Genomic DNA, 16677 nt, shown 5'->3' with positions numbered 1-16677 from the left:
GATGCGGCGGCTTTTTTTACGGAGAATCAGTAACTGAAATATAACAGATGTTCGTTTTCTACAAGATACTGCTCAAATTTCACCAATTCGGAATTCTTAATACGAATCTCAAGCGTCAGCGTAATATGACGGTCTTTCTTTTCAATAGCGATTTCTTCCGCGCGCGAGGCAAACCTGCGGATCTGCTCCATTAATTCTGTTTTCTCACGGAAGTTATCTTCATTCAACTGTAGTTTCAGGATTTTGTTGAGGTGTTGGGGTAGGTATTTACGAGAAATGAAACTGCCCGCATTTATTACCAATATCGCCGAAACCAAAAAGGTAAAAGCCATATACACTTCACCGAAGCCTATCGCCATCCCAATGGCCGCCGCAATCCATATCACCCCGGCAGTGGTTAGTCCGTACACTGTAAAGCCCGATTTGAAGATGACACCGGCGCCAAGGAAGCCAATGCCGCTCACGATATAAGAGGCTATCCGTGTAGGGTCGCCATTGCCTGCCAGCTTGTAGGAGATGATAGAGAAAAGGGTAGAGCCGAGGCAAATTACAGTAATGGTCTTCAAACCTGCGGATTTGTCTTTCATTTCGCGCTCGAAACCCAAAATAAGACCAGCGATCACCGAAATGACGGCTTTGTAAATATCTAAAAGTTCAAAGTGTTCAGACATTTTTTTATTTTAAAGGTAACCTTTTTTCTTTGGATTGAATTCGCGGTCCCATTCTTCGGCTGCTTCGCAAAGGGTTTCATAAAATTCTTCACCGTATTTTCGTGTAATAGGCGTTTTCAGGAATTTATATACCGGCACCTTTAGTTCCTTACCCAGTTCGCAGGCTGGGTTGCAGATTTCCCATTCATGATAGTTGAGCGCGGTGAAGGTCGAATATTCCGTCACACGAATCGGGTAGAGGTGGCACGAGATGGGTTTTTGCCACTCTACTGCGCCATCTTCATAGGCCTTTTCAATGCCACATTTTGTAATGCCTTTATCGTCAAAAATAACGTACGCGCATTCTTCCCCGTTCACCATCGGGGTTACATAATCACCATCGTGGGGATCAATTGTCCAGGTCCCCTGTCCTTCAAGGGCGGCTACACCTTCAGGCCGAAGATAAGGTTTCACCTGATCGAAAATATTTTCCAGTATCTCGGTTTCATATTTTTCAAGTGGGGCACCTACGTCTCCGGCAACACAGCAGGCGCCTTTACATCTGGTTAAGTTACATACAAACTCTTCGGAAAATATATCTTCGGAGATGAGTTTTTCTTCAATCTGAATCATACTTCATTTATAATTTAAGTCTAAAAATTAGCCAGTTTAAAACCAACCAGCGAGAGAATAAGAAGCCAGAGCGCAGTTTCCTGTAGCCAGCTTTTAGGTAGAAATTTCAGCATCCTGCTGAGGATGATCGCACACGGAAACGCAAGTAACAACAGATATTCGTAGCTGTTGCCCATGTACAGTACAATGGTGATAAGTTGCGCTACCGAAAATACAAGTAAAAATGTGTATTTGAATTTACTTGCCGGGCTTTTCCGGTTATAGTTGCGGAAATGGTCCCAAACAGCATGAATCAGCATCACAGCGGTCGGTATCAGCCAGAACAGGTCTTGAAGGTTCTTTGATGGCCTGAATTTCCCGAACGGAAAATACGCATCATCCCACGCATTCATATCCAAGAAATAGGCGATGCTGAAATAGGATAGCGCAATCACTAAAATGCCGTAACACAGCCTGAAAAAATGCAGCCCCACCCGATCTGAAGTGCCGATAATGTGAAATATAACGAACAGCGACATGGGCCAGGTAGTGGGCAAAAAGATAAAATTAAGCGCCAACAAGACTCCTACCAGCACATAAGAGTTTTTACGGACCGACATATCGGGATTGGTAAGTAACAACAGAATAATGGCATTGGTGAAAAGAGAAACGGCGATGCCAATATCAAGATTTCCCGGGTATAGGGCAAAAATAAATGCTGTGTACAAAAAAAGCGGCAGATGGGTCTGATAATTAAGCGCTATTGCGTTGAAACAAAAGTAGCCTAAAGCCACGCCCGCAAACGTAATTGCCGCAGAGAGGATTCCTAACCTGTTGAAATCCAAAAAATTAAATCCAATAACAATTAAAAGAAGTACACCAATATAAACCGGAGCAGAAAAAATATTGCTTTCTTTTGAAAGTAATCGGAACATTTTTATTATTTTTGTGCAAAGTTAATTTAAAAAAGGAAAAAATGACGTCTTTCTTTCTCTTCTTAAGCGATGCATTTAAATGGTCTTTCGGTTTGTTTGATGCAGCAGGTAACCTGATCAACTGGGTTTTATTTCTGGTAGCTTCGGCGCTGTTCACCTACTGGTGCTGGGTATTGGTTTCAAAGCTTGGGGGAGATAAGGATAAAGAGTATTTTTCTCCTACGGAAGGTAAGTATCCGTACTACGATCCAAAAATCCACAGAAAAGAAGACTAAATAATTGATTCGTCTAATTTTATGTAAATCCCGGAAGTGCTGTCGCAGTTCCGGGATTTGTATTTTAATGATAAAGGTGACTTAATGCATCGGGATCACAAGTACCGGGATGGTTGACCGGCGGGTGAGTTCTTTGGTAAGGCTACCTACAAATACATCATAAATACCGCTGCGTCCGTGCGAACCCATTACGATATAGCCTGCGTTTTTCTCTTTGGCATATTCTAAAATGATGTCGCCGGGCACCCCTTGTTTCAGTAGGTGTTCACACTCCAGATCCTCGCTTAGGATTCGTTGCTCAAGGCTATTTAGTTGAAGAAGCTCTTCCTTGATCTCATTTTGTTCCACTTCCGGAAAGTACTGGAAACCCATGTCGCCAATGGCAAAACCAATGTCCGCGGGTGCCACATGTATAAGGCAGATGCGGCCATTCACTTCTTTTGCAAATTTTACTGCGCTGCTGATGAGTTTTTCGGTTGAATCTCCAAAATCTACGGGCAATACGATATTTGTCATAACTTTAGGTTTTGTTTTCTTAAAATTACAAAAATTATCTGTGACAGAAAAATTACGTTTACTGAATCCTTAGGTCCAGCACTTTCTGTTGTTCCAGGTAAGCCTCTAACACATCGTTTTCGTACACTTTTCCTACGCCTTCCGGGGTGCCGGTAAAGATAAGGTCGCCCACACGCAACGTGAAATATTTCGATACAAACGCTATGATGTCCTCCGGCGAAAAAATCATCTGCTTCGTATGGCCATTTTGCACCATTTCTTTGTTTCTGTGAAGTGAGAAATGAAGGTCTTTCACATCGAAATCTTCTTTCGGGAAAAACTCTGTAATCACCGCGGAGCCATCAAAACCTTTCGCCAATTCCCAAGGCAAACCTTTCGCTTTTAGCTGGCTCTGCAGATCACGCGCCGTAAAATCAATACCGAGTGCGATTTCCTGATAGTATTGTGCAGCGTTTTCAGGCTGAATGTACTTGCCTCCTTTTGAAATTTTCAACACGACTTCCAGTTCATAATGTACATCTTGCGAGAATTCTGGGATATAGAAATCCGCACCTTTTTTCAGCACTGCGGTATCGGGTTTAATGAAGATCACCGGATTTTCAGGGATTTCGTTCCCCAGTTCTGCGGCGTGTGCGGCGTAATTACGACCAATGCAAATAATTTTCATACAAGAATATTTTTTAAAATCTGCTTTTTAACTGAATAGCAGTGAGCACTTTTTTGGTATAAAGTGGGAAATCAGCGTTTTGAATCCAACCGTAATATCCCAAATCTTTCTGGAAGACGTCTTTCACGCGCTGGCCTTTGTATTTCCCGAATGTGAAGATTTCTTTCTGTTCTGCATCATAAGCGATAAAACCTGCTAGATCTGCAAATTTGTGGTGGAAGGAAAATTCGCTAAGACCGGCAATATCCTTTGGTAAATCCGGATAATGGCCTACCTGCGCATCCAGCACCTCGAAAGTCGCCAATACATCAGCCTCCGCGGAATGGGCATCTACAAGTTCTTTTCTGCAATAGAAGCGGTAAGCTGCGGTAAGGTTCCGTGGTTCCATTTTGTGGAAAATCGTCTGTGCGTCCACAAGTTTGAACTTATTTAGGTCGAAGTCAAAACCAGCGCGTAATAATTCTTCCGCAAGTAAAGGCACATCGAAACGGTTGCTGTTGAAGCCTGCCAAATCGGTGCCGGTAATCATCTCCATCACTTTGGGGGCGATTTCGGGGAATTTCGGTGCGTCTTTTACATCATCATCGCTGATGCCGTGTACGGCGGTGGCTTCTTTCGGGATGTACATTTGGGGATTTACACGCCAGGTGCGGCTCTCGCGCGAAGCATCCGGATAGACTTTCAGAATGCTGATTTCAACGATTCGGTCTTTGGCAACATTGGTGCCGGTAGTTTCGAGATCGAAGGTACAAAGGGGTTTATGGAGTTTTAAATTCATCAGTTTTAATAAAAGTTTAGCCGAGTTTTTTCTGGAAGACCAGCGAAACGGCCAGATAATACAGCATAGTTAGCGGAATGCCGGTGATGCCGAAAAGGAGCAGAATAGCAATGGCACCTACCAACAGTACAATTTTGGGGGAATTGTCGGAGATTTTCTTTGATTTAAACTTCATGGCAATCATTTTTATCGGCGATATCAACAGCCAGGAAGAAATGATGGTGAATAGAACAAGCAATGCCGCATTTTCAAACAGGAAAGCAAAGTTGCCATTCTCTAAAAACGCATAGTACAAACCGAAAACCAATATGGTGTTGGAGGGTGTGTTTAAACCTTTGAAGTAATAGGTCTGTTCCTCATCTAAATTGAAGATTGCCAGTCGCAGACACGAAAACAAAGCAATGAAGATCCCGAAATATTGTATGCTAAATGGCAGTTGCATCCCCAAAAACTGTTGACCGAATGGCTCCAGCGCCTCGTACATCACAATGCCTGGCAGCAGGCCAAAACTCACCATGTCGGCCAGCGAATCCAGTTGAGCGCCTAAGTTAGAGTTTGATTTCATCGCGCGTGCCACGAAACCGTCAAAAAAATCAAGAATCAGCGAAATGATGATGCACAGCGCGGTGAGGTGATAATTACCCGCAAGCAGTTGTATAACACCGACACTTCCTGAAAACAGATTAGCGAGGGTAAATGCGTTGGCAAGATTATTTTTGATGAAATTCATGCAGGGATGCTTTTGTTTATTAGGTAATACAAAAGTAAGGTTTTATTTAAATTTCCGGAAACTGGCTTTCTATCGCACAAACACGAATTTAGTGTAAATTTGCGCCATTGTTTTTACTGATGAAAGACCTTCGACTGCAGGAAACTGCCACCTTGTTCTACCGCATTCTTCTGGCGTATCTTTTTTACCAGGCCGCTAGACTCCTTTTTTATATTTTTAACCGGAATCTTATTAAAATAGATGGCGTTCAGGATTATCTGGTATTGACTTACCATGGGACGGCTTTTGACACCACGGCCATTCTGTATGTGAATGCGCTTTTCATCCTGCTTAGTTTGGTACCACTTACGGTGAATACCAAGCTATACTATCAGAGATTTCTTTTCTGGCTGTATTTCATTACCAACGGGGTAGCGTACGCGATGAATTTCGGTGATTTCATTTATTACAAATTCTCTCAGGCACGTCTTACAATGGCGGCGATGAGTGTAGCGCAGCATGAGGATAATTTGGCGAAGGTGTTTTTTGTTTCGATACTCGAGCATCCTTTTGTGATATTATCGTATATCGTGCTGATGACGCTTTGGGTTTTTCTTTATAAAAAAGTAAAGATACAGCCACGAAATATCTTGGTAAAGTGGAAGTATTTTGTGTCATCGGTGGTAACGCTGTGCTTGGTGGCTACGCTGGTGGTTGGTGGCATTCGCGGGGATTTCCGGCACTCTACACGCCCTATCAATATGGTGGATGCTAACCGTCATGTAAAGAATCCGTTACAGGCAAACGTAGTGCTAAACAGTGTTTTTTCGTTTTTCCGGACATTGGGCAGTAATAATTTCAAAGAAGTAAAGTTTGTGGATGATGACTTCATCCAGCAAAATATTAAGCCATATAAAACCTATATCCGCAAAGTAGAGGAGCCTAAACCCAACGTGGTTATTTTCATACTCGAAAGTTTCGGTAAAGAATACATCGGCGCCTTTAACCGCGATACAAAAATTGATGGTTTTGTTTCTTACACGCCGTTTATCGACAGTCTGGCAGCGCATAGCCTGATCGCAGAAAATGCCTACGCGAACGGCCGCCAGTCTATCCATGGGATGAGCTCCATCCTTGCCGGTATCCCGGCACTGAAGGATGCTTTTACCGGTTCCCCTTATTCCAACCAAAAGATACAGTCCATCGTCTCAGTATCCAATGAAATGGGTTATGACACGTCGTTTTTTCATGGTGCGCCCAACGGGTCAATGGGATTTCAGGGGTTTGGGAATATTTTAGGTTTCAAACATTATTATGGCAAAACCGAATATAACAATGATGCGGATTTCGATGGGATGTGGGGTATCTGGGATGAGCCGTTTTTCCAATATTTCGCAAACACCCTTGCTGTTAAAAAAAAACCTTTTATGGCCACGATGTTTTCGGTATCATCTCATCATCCTTTCAAAGTTCCACAGAAATACGAAGGCAAATTCCCGAAAGGAACACTTGATATCCATGCGCCGATTGGCTACACCGATTATGCGCTGAAAAAGTTCTTCGAGACCGCTAAAAAAATGCCGTGGTTCCAAAATACCATTTTTGTATTGGTAGCAGATCATACCAACCAGGTAGGTTATCCTGAATATGAAAAGGCCATGAACCGTTTTGCGATCCCCATATTATTCTATTCTCCGAACGAAAGATATGGTTTACAAGGCGTTGTCACACAGCCAGCCCAGCAGATGGATATTTACCCTACACTTGCCGACTTAATGGGATATAACAAGAAAATCCGCAGTTGGGGCCGTAGTTTGGTGACTCCTACGCCAGAGGATTATCTTATCGTAAATTCCTCTGGGCTTGAGCAGTTTATCATTGGCGACTACATTCATCTTTTCGACGGGAAATCATTCACAGGACTGTACGACAAACAGGACTTAGGTTTTGAAGATAATTTGATAGGCAAAATAAATAACGCGGAAGTAAAACAGGGCCAAATGAAGGCCAAGGCCTGGTATCAGGATTATATGGACCGTGTGATTAACCGGAAATTAAACTAATGTTTAATCCTAAAATCTTCCGTAAGGCAATGAAAGCAATGGTTGGCATATAAAAATATTTTGTGTTTAACTTTTTTTAGTTACATTTATCAAAATAAAAATTAAATAATTTTATCAATGAAAAAAATAATCTTCGCTTTTGTTGCCATGTTATTTGCAACATTGTCTTATGCCCAAATTGAAGGTAAATGGAAAACCATCGATGATGAAACCGGTAAACCCAAATCTATCGTCGAAATCTTTAAGAAAAATGATGGTAAATATTACGGCAAGATCACCCAACTGCTGATTAAGCCAGAAAATGCCAACTGTGTGAAATGTAAGGATGACCGTAAAAACAAACCATTGATCGGTCTGGAAATTATCCGCGGACTTTCTAAAGACGGAAAAGAATTCGTCAACGGTACCATCACCAACCCAAAAGACGGTAAATCCTATAAAACCGAAGTAGTGCGCGAAGGAAATGAATTGAAAGTGAAAGCCATCGTAATGGGAATCGCTGTGAAAACGCAAACTTGGCATAAAGTGAACTAAAACCTGCTTCTAAAGATACTAAACACTCCGCTTGGGGTGTTTTTTTTGTGCCTTCTGTCTAAAAATGCTTACTTTTGTAATCTAATTTTTCAATAAATATGAAGGAATATACTTTTCGCGAAGTGATTGCCCAGGCAATGAGCGAGGAAATGCGCAAAGACGAATCCGTGTATCTGATGGGGGAAGAAGTAGCGGAATACAACGGAGCCTATAAAGCCTCTAAAGGAATGCTGGATGAGTTCGGGCCCAAAAGAGTGATAGATACCCCAATCGCAGAGCTTGGTTTTACCGGTATCGCCGTAGGTTCTGCCATGAATGGTAACCGCCCGATCGTAGAATACATGACGTTCAACTTCTCTCTGGTAGGTATAGACCAGATCATCAATAACGCCGCTAAAATTCGCCAGATGAGCGGTGGCCAGTGGAATTGCCCTATCGTATTCCGTGGTCCTACAGCTTCTGCAGGTCAGTTAGGTGCAACACACTCCCAGGCTTTGGAAAATTGGTTTGCCAACACCCCAGGGCTTAAAGTGGTAGTGCCTTCAAACCCTTACGATGCAAAAGGACTGTTAAAAAGTGCCATCCAGGACAACGATCCTGTAATCTTTATGGAGTCTGAGCAGATGTACGGCGATAAGATGGAAATCCCTGAAGAAGAATATTACATCCCAATCGGTAAAGCAGATATTAAGAAAGAAGGTAAGGATGTTACCTTGGTTTCTTTCGGTAAAATCATGAAATTAGCGATGCAGGCAGCTGAAGATATGGAGAAAGAAGGCATATCGGTAGAAGTCATTGATCTTCGTACCGTTCGCCCGCTTGATTATGAGACCATCATCAACTCTGTAAAGAAGACCAACCGACTGGTTATTTTAGAAGAAGCGTGGCCGCTGGGTTCCATCGCGACTGAAATCACTTACATGGTACAGCAAATAGCTTTCGATTATCTGGATGCGCCTATAAAAAGAATTACCACACCAGACGCACCGGCACCATATTCCGCAGCATTATTCGCAGAATGGTTCCCAAAACTTGAGAAAGTGAAAGAAGAAATTAAAAAAGCACTTTACATTAAAGCTTAATCATAAAACTCCCAACCGGGAGTTTTTTTTATGCTGCTGCAAGTTTATTAAAATAATATATTCATGTAATTAGGTTTTAATATAAATTTGCGCATTAAAATCACAACAAATGTCAAACGCAGTTGAAGGCGCTCACTTCGATACTAAGAAACTTACTGCTATAGGAGTTTTGGTTTCCCTCGGGATAGTTTTTGGTGATATCGGTACTTCGCCGCTTTACGTAATGAAAGCTATCGTGAATGCCAGGGGCGTTGGCAGCGCTATGCCTTTTGATGAATATATTGAAGGTGCATTGTCCTGCATCATCTGGACTCTAACGCTACAAACCACCATCAAATACGTGGTGATTGCTTTGAAAGCCGATAATAAAGGGGAAGGCGGCATCCTTTCTCTTTACTCACTGGTAAAAAGACTGAAGAAAAAGTGGCTCTACATCGTAGCGATTATTGGTGCCGCAACTTTGGTGGCCGATAGTGTGATCACACCATCCCTGACCGTGATGTCGGCGGTGGAAGGGTTGCAGATTTACAGCCCGAATACGCCGGTAGTGGCCATTACCCTGTTTATATTGTCGATAGTATTTATTGTTCAGCAGTTCGGTACGGCATCGATAGGTAAATTCTTCGGGCCGGTGATGGTATTATGGTTCCTCACACTAGGGATCTTCGGCTCTGTACATATTTTTGATCATGTAGAGATTTTTAAATCCTTTAATCCTTACTATGCGTATAATCTCATCACCCATTCACCCAGTGCCATTATTATTATGGGTGCGGTATTTCTGTGTACGACTGGGGCAGAGGCGCTTTATTCAGACCTTGGGCATTGTGGGAAAAAGAATATCCGTGTAAGCTGGGTGTTTGTGAAATCCATGCTGATCCTTAATTATTTAGGTCAGGGTGCTTGGCTTTTAGATAATCATCAATTGGTAGCACAGGGGATCAACCCCATATTTGGTATCATGCCGGCATGGGCTATCTTACCGGGGGTCATATTGGCTACAGCAGCTGCCATTATCGCAAGTCAGGCGGTATTGACAGGGTCTTTCACCATGTTTTCAGAAGCCATGTCAATCTCTTTCTGGCCAAATCAACAGATTGATTATCCTTCGGGCATCAAAGGGCAGATGTACATCCCTAAAATCAACTGGGGATTAATGGTGCTGTGTTTCATAGTCGTGATATATTTCAAGAAATCAGAGCATATGGAGGCCGCTTATGGTCTTACGATTACCATTACCATGCTGATGACGACCTTGCTACTGTTCTTCTGGCTGCGGCGTACACAGGTTTTTAAAGGATTTGCCATTGCCTTCATCGTGTTATATCTAATCATCGAATTAGGCTTTTTCTATGCCAATGTCATCAAGTTCTTTGATGGCGGTTGGCTTACCATGGTGTTGGGTGGCTTCATTGCGGTCTGTATGTATGCGTGGTACAACGGGCGCCTTATCAAGGCCAAATTCATCAAATTTGTAAAACTCGACAAATATGTACCCGTCATCAAAGACCTGAAGCTTGATGAAACCATCCCCAAGTATGCCACCAACCTTGCCTTCCTGAGCCGCGCAAAAAAAGAAGATGAAATCGAGTCTAAGATCATTTACTCCATCCTGCGGAAGCAACCCAAACGCGCCGATCATTATTTTATCCTGAACATCGTGAATCAGGAAGATCCGTTTACCTTTAAATATACGGTGGACGAGATTATGCCAGGCACCATTTACCGTATCAACTTCCTCTTAGGTTTCAAAATAGACAGACGTATCAATGATTATTTTGACCAGGTATTAATGGATCTTACAGAAGAAGGTGCCATCCCTTCGCGCAGCAGTCACCCGTCACTTCGCGCGCACAATATTCCGCCAGACCTTAAGTATGTTATCATTGATAATACCTATATCAACGATACTTTACTTACCGTTAAAGAAAAAATCACCCTTAATATCTATAATTTCGTGAAGTATATCGGCAGTGATGATTTCAAGGCGTGGGGCGTTTCTCCGCACAATGTCATTGTAGAATCTGCACCATTGCTTGATCAGCAGCTAGTTACTAAAAAAATCCAGCAAGTGGATTTCAGGCATTATAACTCATAGCCCATTGCGAAGCTTGGTAAAACCCATGGTGTGGCTGCGGAAAACCGCCAGGTGTTCATTTGGAATAAAATGAATAAATTTGCACCTATGGAAGCGACACAGAAAGACCTTAACCTAATTACCATAAAAGAAGTCCTGAGACAGTATCTATTACAGAAAGGATTTCGCAACACACCCGAACGTTACACCATCCTGGAGGAGATCTATATGATGGATCATCACTTTAATGTAGATGATCTTTATCTGCTGATGATGCAGAAGAAATACCACGTATCAAAGGCCACTATCTACAACACCATCGAAATTTTTCTTGATGCAGGCCTTATCCGTAAACATCAGTTCGGGGAAAAAACACTCTCAACCTCCTCTTACGAGAAGTCGTACTTCGATAAGCAGCACGATCATTTAGTCATCTACAAAACCGGGTCTGATAAAGAAATCGAGGAAATCATCGAGTTCTGCGACCCGCGTATTCAGGGGATTAAAGAGTCTATTGAGACTGCCTTTGGTGTTAATATCAGCTCACATTCCTTATATTTCTACGGCACCAAAAAAGAGTGATGAAGCGTTTTTTTCTTTTATTCCTGCTGGTTGGCACCTTCTTATCCGCACAAATCAGCACACAACCCGGCACGCCACTCGTGAAAGATCCGTACTTCAATCAGGCAAAAGGCGCCAAGCAGGGCGAGAAAGTACGCCTCGTACATGCGGATTTCTTTCAGAAAACCCCCGATAAATACAACGGGAACCCATTCTTTCGTGGCAATGTACAGTTCGAGCAGCAGGGCTCTGTCCTCTTTGCCGATGAGGTGATCTTCTACGAGAAAGAGAACTTCGTGAAAGCCATCGGTAACGTAAGGCTGCAGAATGCTGACGGCTCTGTCATTACAGCCGGCGAGATGGAGTACGACGGCAATACGCAGAAAGGCATCGCCAAGAAGAATGTTGTCTTAACAGACCCTCGACAGACCATAAAGACCGAGACGCTCTATTACGACCGTATCGCGAATGTCGCCTACTTCAATACCGGCGGTACCATTTCAGATGCTAATAACGTAATGTACACCCGCTCTGCAACCTACGATCTTACCACCAGAATGATTGATTTTACCGGTAACGTAAAGATCAACAACCCAGATTATATCGTGGAGGGCAGCAACATCAAGCAGAACCAAATTACCAACACCGCAGATTTCTTCGGGCCTACCACCATTACAAACAAACAGAATCCCTCAAATCTCATTTATACCGAACGCGGTTCTTATAACATGAACTCAAAAGAGGTGTATCTAAAGAAGAATTCGCGCATACACTATAACGGAAAAACACTTACCGGAGACGATATGTACTTTAACCAGATCAGCGGCTTCGGTACGGCCAAAGGCAACGTTACCCTGCGCGATCCTGCTGAAAACCGCTACCTGAAAGGCGGCTACGGCGAAATCTACGAGAAGAAAGACTCTGCTGTAATGACGGAAAAACCTTATGCCGTGAAGATTTTAGAGAAAGACTCCATGTACTTCTCTGCGCAGAAGCTCTTGGCTTACCAAAAGGTAGATGATAATGATCCGCTGAAAAAGAAGAGTTTCTTGCGGGCGTTTCGCAAGGCGCGTATGTACAAATCGAACATACAGGTGCGCGCAGATTCTTTAAGTTTTAATGAAACCGATGGTATCATGCACCTCTTCGGCGCGCCAATTGCCTGGAGTGGCGAGAAACAGGTGACCGGGGATAAGATAGAAGCCTACTTCGATACCGAGAAAGAGTATATAGACTCGCTGAAAGTCATTGGCAACGCCTTCGCCATCAGTAAGGCAGATTCGCTTAATCTGAAAGACGAGTTTAACCAGGTCAAAGGCAAACTCATGACGGTTTATTACAAAGAAAACCAAATAAGCCTGGCAAAAGTCATCGGCAATGCCCAGGCGATTACCTATGCCGACGACCAGAATGAAAGCACCAAACAGGTCGAGCGCATCGGCGTAGCCCTGTCAACCTGTGGCACCATCGAAGCCGAGTTTGATGAAAATAAGGTCCAGATCATCGCCTGCAACGTAGGCGCCAATTCAGATGTCTATCCGATGAGCCTGATCGCGCGGGAGCGGCGCTTCTTCCCCGACTTCAACTGGAATACTAAAGACCGACTGAGGCGCTGGGAAGACATCTTCCTCGACACGCCCGGTTATGAGGAAATACAGTACGAACCCGCAGATACCCTCTATAACCAGGCACAGAAGGCCATAGACGAAGCCAAGGCAAAGGAAGAAGCCAAACGGCCAAAACGGGTAAGGAAGTAACCGAAACCAATATCGTCACCAATATCTTGGTTTTGTCGCGTGCGTTTCAGCTAACACTTTGGGGACATTCAAACCGAAAGATGCTTGATGCTGTTGAGGGATTCAGGAGCATCGAAAATAAATGGTGTTCCGCCGGAACACCTTCTGTGTAGAAAAACAGATTTGGAAATAAGGCGCGTTCCGTAGGAACGCTATCTCTTTTAAATAAAAATGTACTATCAAATGCAAACAGATTTCTTTAAATACCAGGCCCAAACCACACAATTTGCAGCAGGTTTCGAGGTAGAAAAAGCCGAAGGCAGTTATATCTATGGCAAAGATGGCCGCAAATATCTTGATTTTGTCGCGGGCGTTTCCGCCAACACGCTCGGACATTCGCATCCGAAGATCGTGGAAGCCATCAAGACACAGGCTGAAAGATACCTGCACGTGATGGTATACGGCGAGTATGCGCAGGAGATGCCCGTGAAACTTTGTAAGCTTCTTGCAGAAGCAACACCCGATCCTTTGGAAGTAACTTACCTGGTAAATTCCGGTGCGGAAGCCATCGATGGCAGCTTGAAACTCGCCAAAAGATATACGGGCAGGGAAGAGATTGTCTCCTTTAAAAATGCTTATCACGGCAACACGCACGGCGCACTTTCGGTGTCGGGTAATGAATATCACAAGCGTGAGTTCCGGCCTTTGCTGCCGATGGTCAGTTTTATTGAGTTCAACTCACTGCCGGATCTGGAAAAGATTACGGACAAAACTGCCGGCGTCATCCTGGAAACCATTCAGGGCGCCGCAGGGTTTCTGCTGCCGGAAGCCGATTATCTTAAAAAACTCAAAGCGCGTTGCGAGGAAGTAGGCGCACTCCTGATTCTGGATGAGATACAGCCCGGTTTCGGACGTACGGGTAAGTTGTTCGCTTTTGAGCATTATGGCATCGTGCCCGATATCCTGGTGATGGGCAAAGGCATGGGCGGCGGTGTGCCGGTAGGCGCGTTCATGAGTTCACGCAAAATAATGGAAACACTGTCTCATTCGCCAAAATTAGGGCATATCACCACGTTTGGCGGCAATCCTTTAATAGCGGCCGCGAGTTATGCCACGCTGCATGAAGTGCTTGAGTCTGGTCTTATGGATGAAGTGCACGCCAAAGAAGAACTGTTCCGCGAGCTGCTTGTACACCCCAAAATAAAGAACATCAATGGAAGAGGCCTGATGCTGGCGGTGAATCTCGGCTCGCCCGAGTTCACACTTAAGGTTGCCGCGCGCTGTATGGAACTTGGGTTGGTGGTTTTCTGGCAACTCTACCGAAACGAATATCTGCGTATTTCGCCTCCTTTGACCTTATCTTTTGATGAAATCCGTGAGGGGTGCGGCATCATTCTTCAGGCCATTGAGGAGACAACGGTATGAGGTTCGAAAAGGGAACGGACAGGACTTTTAGCCCCGATCGAAGCATTTGTCTGAGCTCGCCCGGGGCCTGGAAAGGCCCCGGGCAGCGAGTGCGCAGAGCGGGTGAGAACCTGAAAGGGAAAACGGTGTTTTATGCTCCTAAAAACTGTGTTTTTTGTGCCTGTTTATTGCTTAAATAAAAATTTATTTTATATATTGCGCAACAATAAAATTAGGGAGCAATATGGCGAAAACGAAGGTGCAATACGAATTTCCAATGCACTGTCAGTCGGAGATTTTGTATGAATATATGGCAAGTGCAGAGGGACTTTCTGAGTGGTTTGCCGATGAGGTGGTAGAGAAAGGCGACGACTTCTACTTCAGCTGGAACGGTGGGCCGGCTGAAAAGGCAACGCTGATCCGTTATAAACCTGAGAGTTTTGTACGCTTTCGCTGGGAAGAGGATGAGGGTACGAAGAATTTCTTTGAGATGACGATTATGATTGATGATATTACGGAAGACTTGTCTTTGAATATAACCGACTTCTGCGATCCTGGTGATGAGAATGAGAACCAGCTGTACTGGGAGAATCTTATTGAAAACCTGAAGATAAAACTCGGGGCCTCTTAGTATTTTATACCATAATTTGATGAACGATTTTTTCGTTCATTATTTTTTTATTAAACCAGCAATTTTGAAAGATTTTACTTTTTATTCGGGTGATTTTCTGCCGGAAAACCGCGCTTTTCTATACGGTGACGCTGTACGTGTATCGTTCTTTATTCATAACTCGAAACTTATCATGGGCGAGGAGTGTTATTTCTTCTTGATGGCCAGCATGCGCAAAATGCGTATGCATATCCCCATGAGTTATACGTTGGAGTTTTTTCAGCAGCTTATCGCCGAAAAAGTGCTTCATCAGGGGATTGATGCAGCGGTGATTGACTTCCTGGTTTACCGCGGTACCAGCACAACGGCGCTGCATAAAGCGGAAGTTTCTTTCTTCGCGAGGATAAAACCTGGTATTGATGTGCTGCAGATTGGTGACGCACTGCAGCTTGACCTGCTGAAAGACCTTAGTGTGAACACGCACTTGTTAAGCAATATACGGGTGCACAGTCCTGAAAATACCTACGCTGAAATCTATGCGAAAGAAAATGACCTTGATGAGGTGATTCTGCTTAACCCGCAGAAAAGGATCGCACGCAGCATTTCAGGGAATCTGCTTTTCCTGGATCATGACACGATTAAAATCCCCAAGCAGTCGGAAGGTGCCTATATTTCGCCACTGATGGAAAACTTTGTGACCTTTGTCCATAAAAACAGGCTGGCGGAGATTCAGGAAGCGGAGATGATCGCATTTGAGTCTCAGAAAGCAGAGGAAATACTGCTGATCTCTGATGAGAAAGGCGTTTTCAGTGTATCGAAAATCCGAAACAAAACATTTTCAGCCACACGTTTTACAGAAATGGTGGCGCAATGGCGTACACAGTTTGTGTAAACTTATGACTTTCTTTAGTTCATTGATACATCTTCTGGCGCATTGGCCCACAGCAGATATTCGCCGCCGAGGTTTTGCATGATGCTCTTCCAGAGCCCATGATCGTTGGGTAACGTATAATCGAGCTGATAGACTTCTACGGCGGTCCACATTTTACGGCGTATCTCTTGCTCCAGCTGTTGTGGTGCCCAGCCAGAATAGCCGGAGAATACTTTGATGTCTGCCACCGAAATGCGCTGTTCTATAATAGCGGTTACTACGCTTTCGATATCTTCTGTTAAGTAGAAATCATCATCTATCTGCGAGAAGTTTTCTGTGATTTTATGGCCTTTGCAGATGAAGAATATTTTGTCGTTTTCTACCGGTCCGCCTTCATAAACCGCTACCGGAAAACCAAATATACGCAACAAACGTGCGCTCATCTGCTGGTTTTTCTTATTAAGGATAAGGCCAAAAGCCCCTTCCGGATTATGATCTATGATAAGGACTACGGACCGTGAAAAGATGTCGCCGGAAATATCGGGAGTGGATATTAATATTTTACCTTTGTAAGTGTTATTCATCTGTTGCGGAGGT

General features: G+C 43.8%; 18 protein-coding genes. 10 read left to right on the top strand and 8 right to left on the bottom strand.

Annotation, left to right across the window (positions count from 1 at the left end; all coding sequences use genetic code 11):
• Positions 1-26: 26 nt before the first annotated feature.
• Genes CO230_RS08045 through CO230_RS08035 form a run of 3 tightly spaced genes read right to left on the bottom strand, consistent with a single transcriptional unit; the run spans position 27 to position 2197 of the window.
• Positions 27-671 carry an MgtC/SapB family protein gene (locus CO230_RS08045; protein WP_122028126.1) on the bottom strand — a complete coding sequence of 215 codons (645 nt, stop codon included), beginning with the start codon at positions 669-671 and terminating at the stop codon, positions 27-29.
• Positions 672-680: 9 nt separating this feature from the next.
• Positions 681-1283 (bottom strand): DUF3109 family protein, encoded by a 603-nt coding sequence (locus CO230_RS08040; protein WP_122028125.1) that lies wholly within the window; start codon positions 1281-1283, stop codon positions 681-683.
• 20 nt (positions 1284-1303) lie between these two features.
• A complete protein-coding gene (locus CO230_RS08035; RefSeq protein WP_122028124.1) occupies positions 1304-2197 on the bottom strand; it encodes a DUF6427 family protein in 894 nt (297 codons plus the stop codon).
• A 41-nt stretch (positions 2198-2238) separates the two neighbouring features.
• Here CO230_RS08035 and CO230_RS08030 point away from each other — a divergent pair, with 41 nt between their 5' ends.
• Entirely contained in the window at positions 2239-2472 is a 234-nt protein-coding gene (locus CO230_RS08030) for a hypothetical protein (protein WP_122028123.1), read from the top strand.
• Positions 2473-2553: 81 nt separating this feature from the next.
• Here the strand turns inward: CO230_RS08030 and CO230_RS08025 are convergent, their stop codons facing one another.
• The 4 genes from CO230_RS08025 to CO230_RS08010 are packed head-to-tail and all read right to left on the bottom strand — an operon-like array spanning position 2554 to position 5163.
• A complete protein-coding gene (locus CO230_RS08025) occupies positions 2554-2988 on the bottom strand; it encodes a universal stress protein (RefSeq protein ID WP_122028122.1) in 435 nt (144 codons plus the stop codon).
• 58 nt (positions 2989-3046) lie between these two features.
• On the bottom strand, positions 3047-3655 hold the full coding sequence (locus tag CO230_RS08020) for a fumarylacetoacetate hydrolase family protein (protein ID WP_122028121.1): 609 nt from the start codon (positions 3653-3655) through the stop codon (positions 3047-3049).
• A gap of 13 nt (positions 3656-3668) precedes the next feature.
• Positions 3669-4433 (bottom strand): 3'-5' exonuclease, encoded by a 765-nt coding sequence (locus CO230_RS08015; protein WP_122028120.1) that lies wholly within the window; start codon positions 4431-4433, stop codon positions 3669-3671.
• Between the two features lie 16 nt (positions 4434-4449).
• Positions 4450-5163, bottom strand: a complete 714-nt coding sequence (locus CO230_RS08010; RefSeq protein WP_122028119.1) for a CDP-alcohol phosphatidyltransferase family protein — start codon at positions 5161-5163, stop codon at positions 4450-4452.
• A 119-nt stretch (positions 5164-5282) separates the two neighbouring features.
• Between CO230_RS08010 and CO230_RS08005 the strand changes: the two genes are divergently transcribed.
• From CO230_RS08005 to CO230_RS07965, 9 genes are all read left to right on the top strand, one after another.
• On the top strand, positions 5283-7205 hold the full coding sequence (locus CO230_RS08005; RefSeq protein ID WP_122028118.1) for an LTA synthase family protein: 1923 nt from the start codon (positions 5283-5285) through the stop codon (positions 7203-7205).
• A gap of 117 nt (positions 7206-7322) precedes the next feature.
• Positions 7323-7739, top strand: a complete 417-nt coding sequence (locus CO230_RS08000) for a DUF2147 domain-containing protein (RefSeq protein ID WP_122028117.1) — start codon at positions 7323-7325, stop codon at positions 7737-7739.
• A gap of 98 nt (positions 7740-7837) precedes the next feature.
• A complete protein-coding gene (locus tag CO230_RS07995) occupies positions 7838-8821 on the top strand; it encodes a pyruvate dehydrogenase complex E1 component subunit beta (RefSeq protein WP_122028116.1) in 984 nt (327 codons plus the stop codon).
• Positions 8822-8930: 109 nt separating this feature from the next.
• Positions 8931-10919, top strand: coding sequence for a KUP/HAK/KT family potassium transporter (locus CO230_RS07990; RefSeq protein WP_122028115.1), 1989 nt, complete (start codon positions 8931-8933; stop codon positions 10917-10919).
• A gap of 87 nt (positions 10920-11006) precedes the next feature.
• Complete coding sequence (locus tag CO230_RS07985) at positions 11007-11480, top strand: Fur family transcriptional regulator (RefSeq protein ID WP_122028933.1); 474 nt, start codon at positions 11007-11009, stop codon at positions 11478-11480.
• On the top strand, positions 11480-13216 hold the full coding sequence (locus tag CO230_RS07980) for an OstA-like protein (RefSeq protein ID WP_122028114.1): 1737 nt from the start codon (positions 11480-11482) through the stop codon (positions 13214-13216). Before CO230_RS07985 ends, CO230_RS07980 begins: the two co-directional genes overlap by 1 nt.
• 222 nt (positions 13217-13438) lie before the next feature.
• Positions 13439-14620, top strand: coding sequence for an aspartate aminotransferase family protein (locus CO230_RS07975; RefSeq protein WP_122028113.1), 1182 nt, complete (start codon positions 13439-13441; stop codon positions 14618-14620).
• 223 nt (positions 14621-14843) lie between these two features.
• Complete coding sequence (locus tag CO230_RS07970) at positions 14844-15230, top strand: START-like domain-containing protein (protein WP_122028112.1); 387 nt, start codon at positions 14844-14846, stop codon at positions 15228-15230.
• Between the two features lie 61 nt (positions 15231-15291).
• Positions 15292-16101: an aminotransferase class IV gene (locus CO230_RS07965; RefSeq protein ID WP_410492876.1), complete on the top strand. Its 810-nt coding sequence runs from the start codon at positions 15292-15294 to the stop codon at positions 16099-16101.
• A gap of 14 nt (positions 16102-16115) precedes the next feature.
• Here the strand turns inward: CO230_RS07965 and CO230_RS07960 are convergent, their stop codons facing one another.
• Positions 16116-16664, bottom strand: a complete 549-nt coding sequence (locus CO230_RS07960) for a YqgE/AlgH family protein (RefSeq protein WP_122028110.1) — start codon at positions 16662-16664, stop codon at positions 16116-16118.
• Positions 16665-16677 lie beyond the last annotated feature (13 nt).

Source organism: Chryseobacterium sp. 6424 (genome assembly GCF_003692615.1).
Taxonomy (GTDB): Bacteria; Bacteroidota; Bacteroidia; order Flavobacteriales; family Weeksellaceae; genus Kaistella.
The sequence above is the reverse complement of the archived record's forward strand: the minus strand, read 5'-3'. Positions and strand labels throughout refer to the sequence as shown.

Bases quoted from the DNA above. Each gene is read 5' to 3' on its own strand.
- CO230_RS08045 (WP_122028126.1), bottom strand. From the start codon at position 671: ATGTCTGAACACTTTGAACTTTTAGATATTTACAAAGCCGTCATTTCG.
- CO230_RS08040 (WP_122028125.1), bottom strand. From the start codon at position 1,283: ATGATTCAGATTGAAGAAAAACTCATCTCCGAAGATATATTTTCCGAA.
- CO230_RS08035 (WP_122028124.1), bottom strand. From the start codon at position 2,197: ATGTTCCGATTACTTTCAAAAGAAAGCAATATTTTTTCTGCTCCGGTT.
- CO230_RS08030 (WP_122028123.1), top strand. From the start codon at position 2,239: ATGACGTCTTTCTTTCTCTTCTTAAGCGATGCATTTAAATGGTCTTTC.
- CO230_RS08025 (WP_122028122.1), bottom strand. From the start codon at position 2,988: ATGACAAATATCGTATTGCCCGTAGATTTTGGAGATTCAACCGAAAAA.
- CO230_RS08020 (WP_122028121.1), bottom strand. From the start codon at position 3,655: ATGAAAATTATTTGCATTGGTCGTAATTACGCCGCACACGCCGCAGAA.
- CO230_RS08015 (WP_122028120.1), bottom strand. From the start codon at position 4,433: ATGAATTTAAAACTCCATAAACCCCTTTGTACCTTCGATCTCGAAACT.
- CO230_RS08010 (WP_122028119.1), bottom strand. From the start codon at position 5,163: ATGAATTTCATCAAAAATAATCTTGCCAACGCATTTACCCTCGCTAAT.
- CO230_RS08005 (WP_122028118.1), top strand. From the start codon at position 5,283: ATGAAAGACCTTCGACTGCAGGAAACTGCCACCTTGTTCTACCGCATT.
- CO230_RS08000 (WP_122028117.1), top strand. From the start codon at position 7,323: ATGAAAAAAATAATCTTCGCTTTTGTTGCCATGTTATTTGCAACATTG.
- CO230_RS07995 (WP_122028116.1), top strand. From the start codon at position 7,838: ATGAAGGAATATACTTTTCGCGAAGTGATTGCCCAGGCAATGAGCGAG.
- CO230_RS07990 (WP_122028115.1), top strand. From the start codon at position 8,931: ATGTCAAACGCAGTTGAAGGCGCTCACTTCGATACTAAGAAACTTACT.
- CO230_RS07985 (WP_122028933.1), top strand. From the start codon at position 11,007: ATGGAAGCGACACAGAAAGACCTTAACCTAATTACCATAAAAGAAGTC.
- CO230_RS07980 (WP_122028114.1), top strand. From the start codon at position 11,480: ATGAAGCGTTTTTTTCTTTTATTCCTGCTGGTTGGCACCTTCTTATCC.
- CO230_RS07975 (WP_122028113.1), top strand. From the start codon at position 13,439: ATGCAAACAGATTTCTTTAAATACCAGGCCCAAACCACACAATTTGCA.
- CO230_RS07970 (WP_122028112.1), top strand. From the start codon at position 14,844: ATGGCGAAAACGAAGGTGCAATACGAATTTCCAATGCACTGTCAGTCG.
- CO230_RS07960 (WP_122028110.1), bottom strand. From the start codon at position 16,664: ATGAATAACACTTACAAAGGTAAAATATTAATATCCACTCCCGATATT.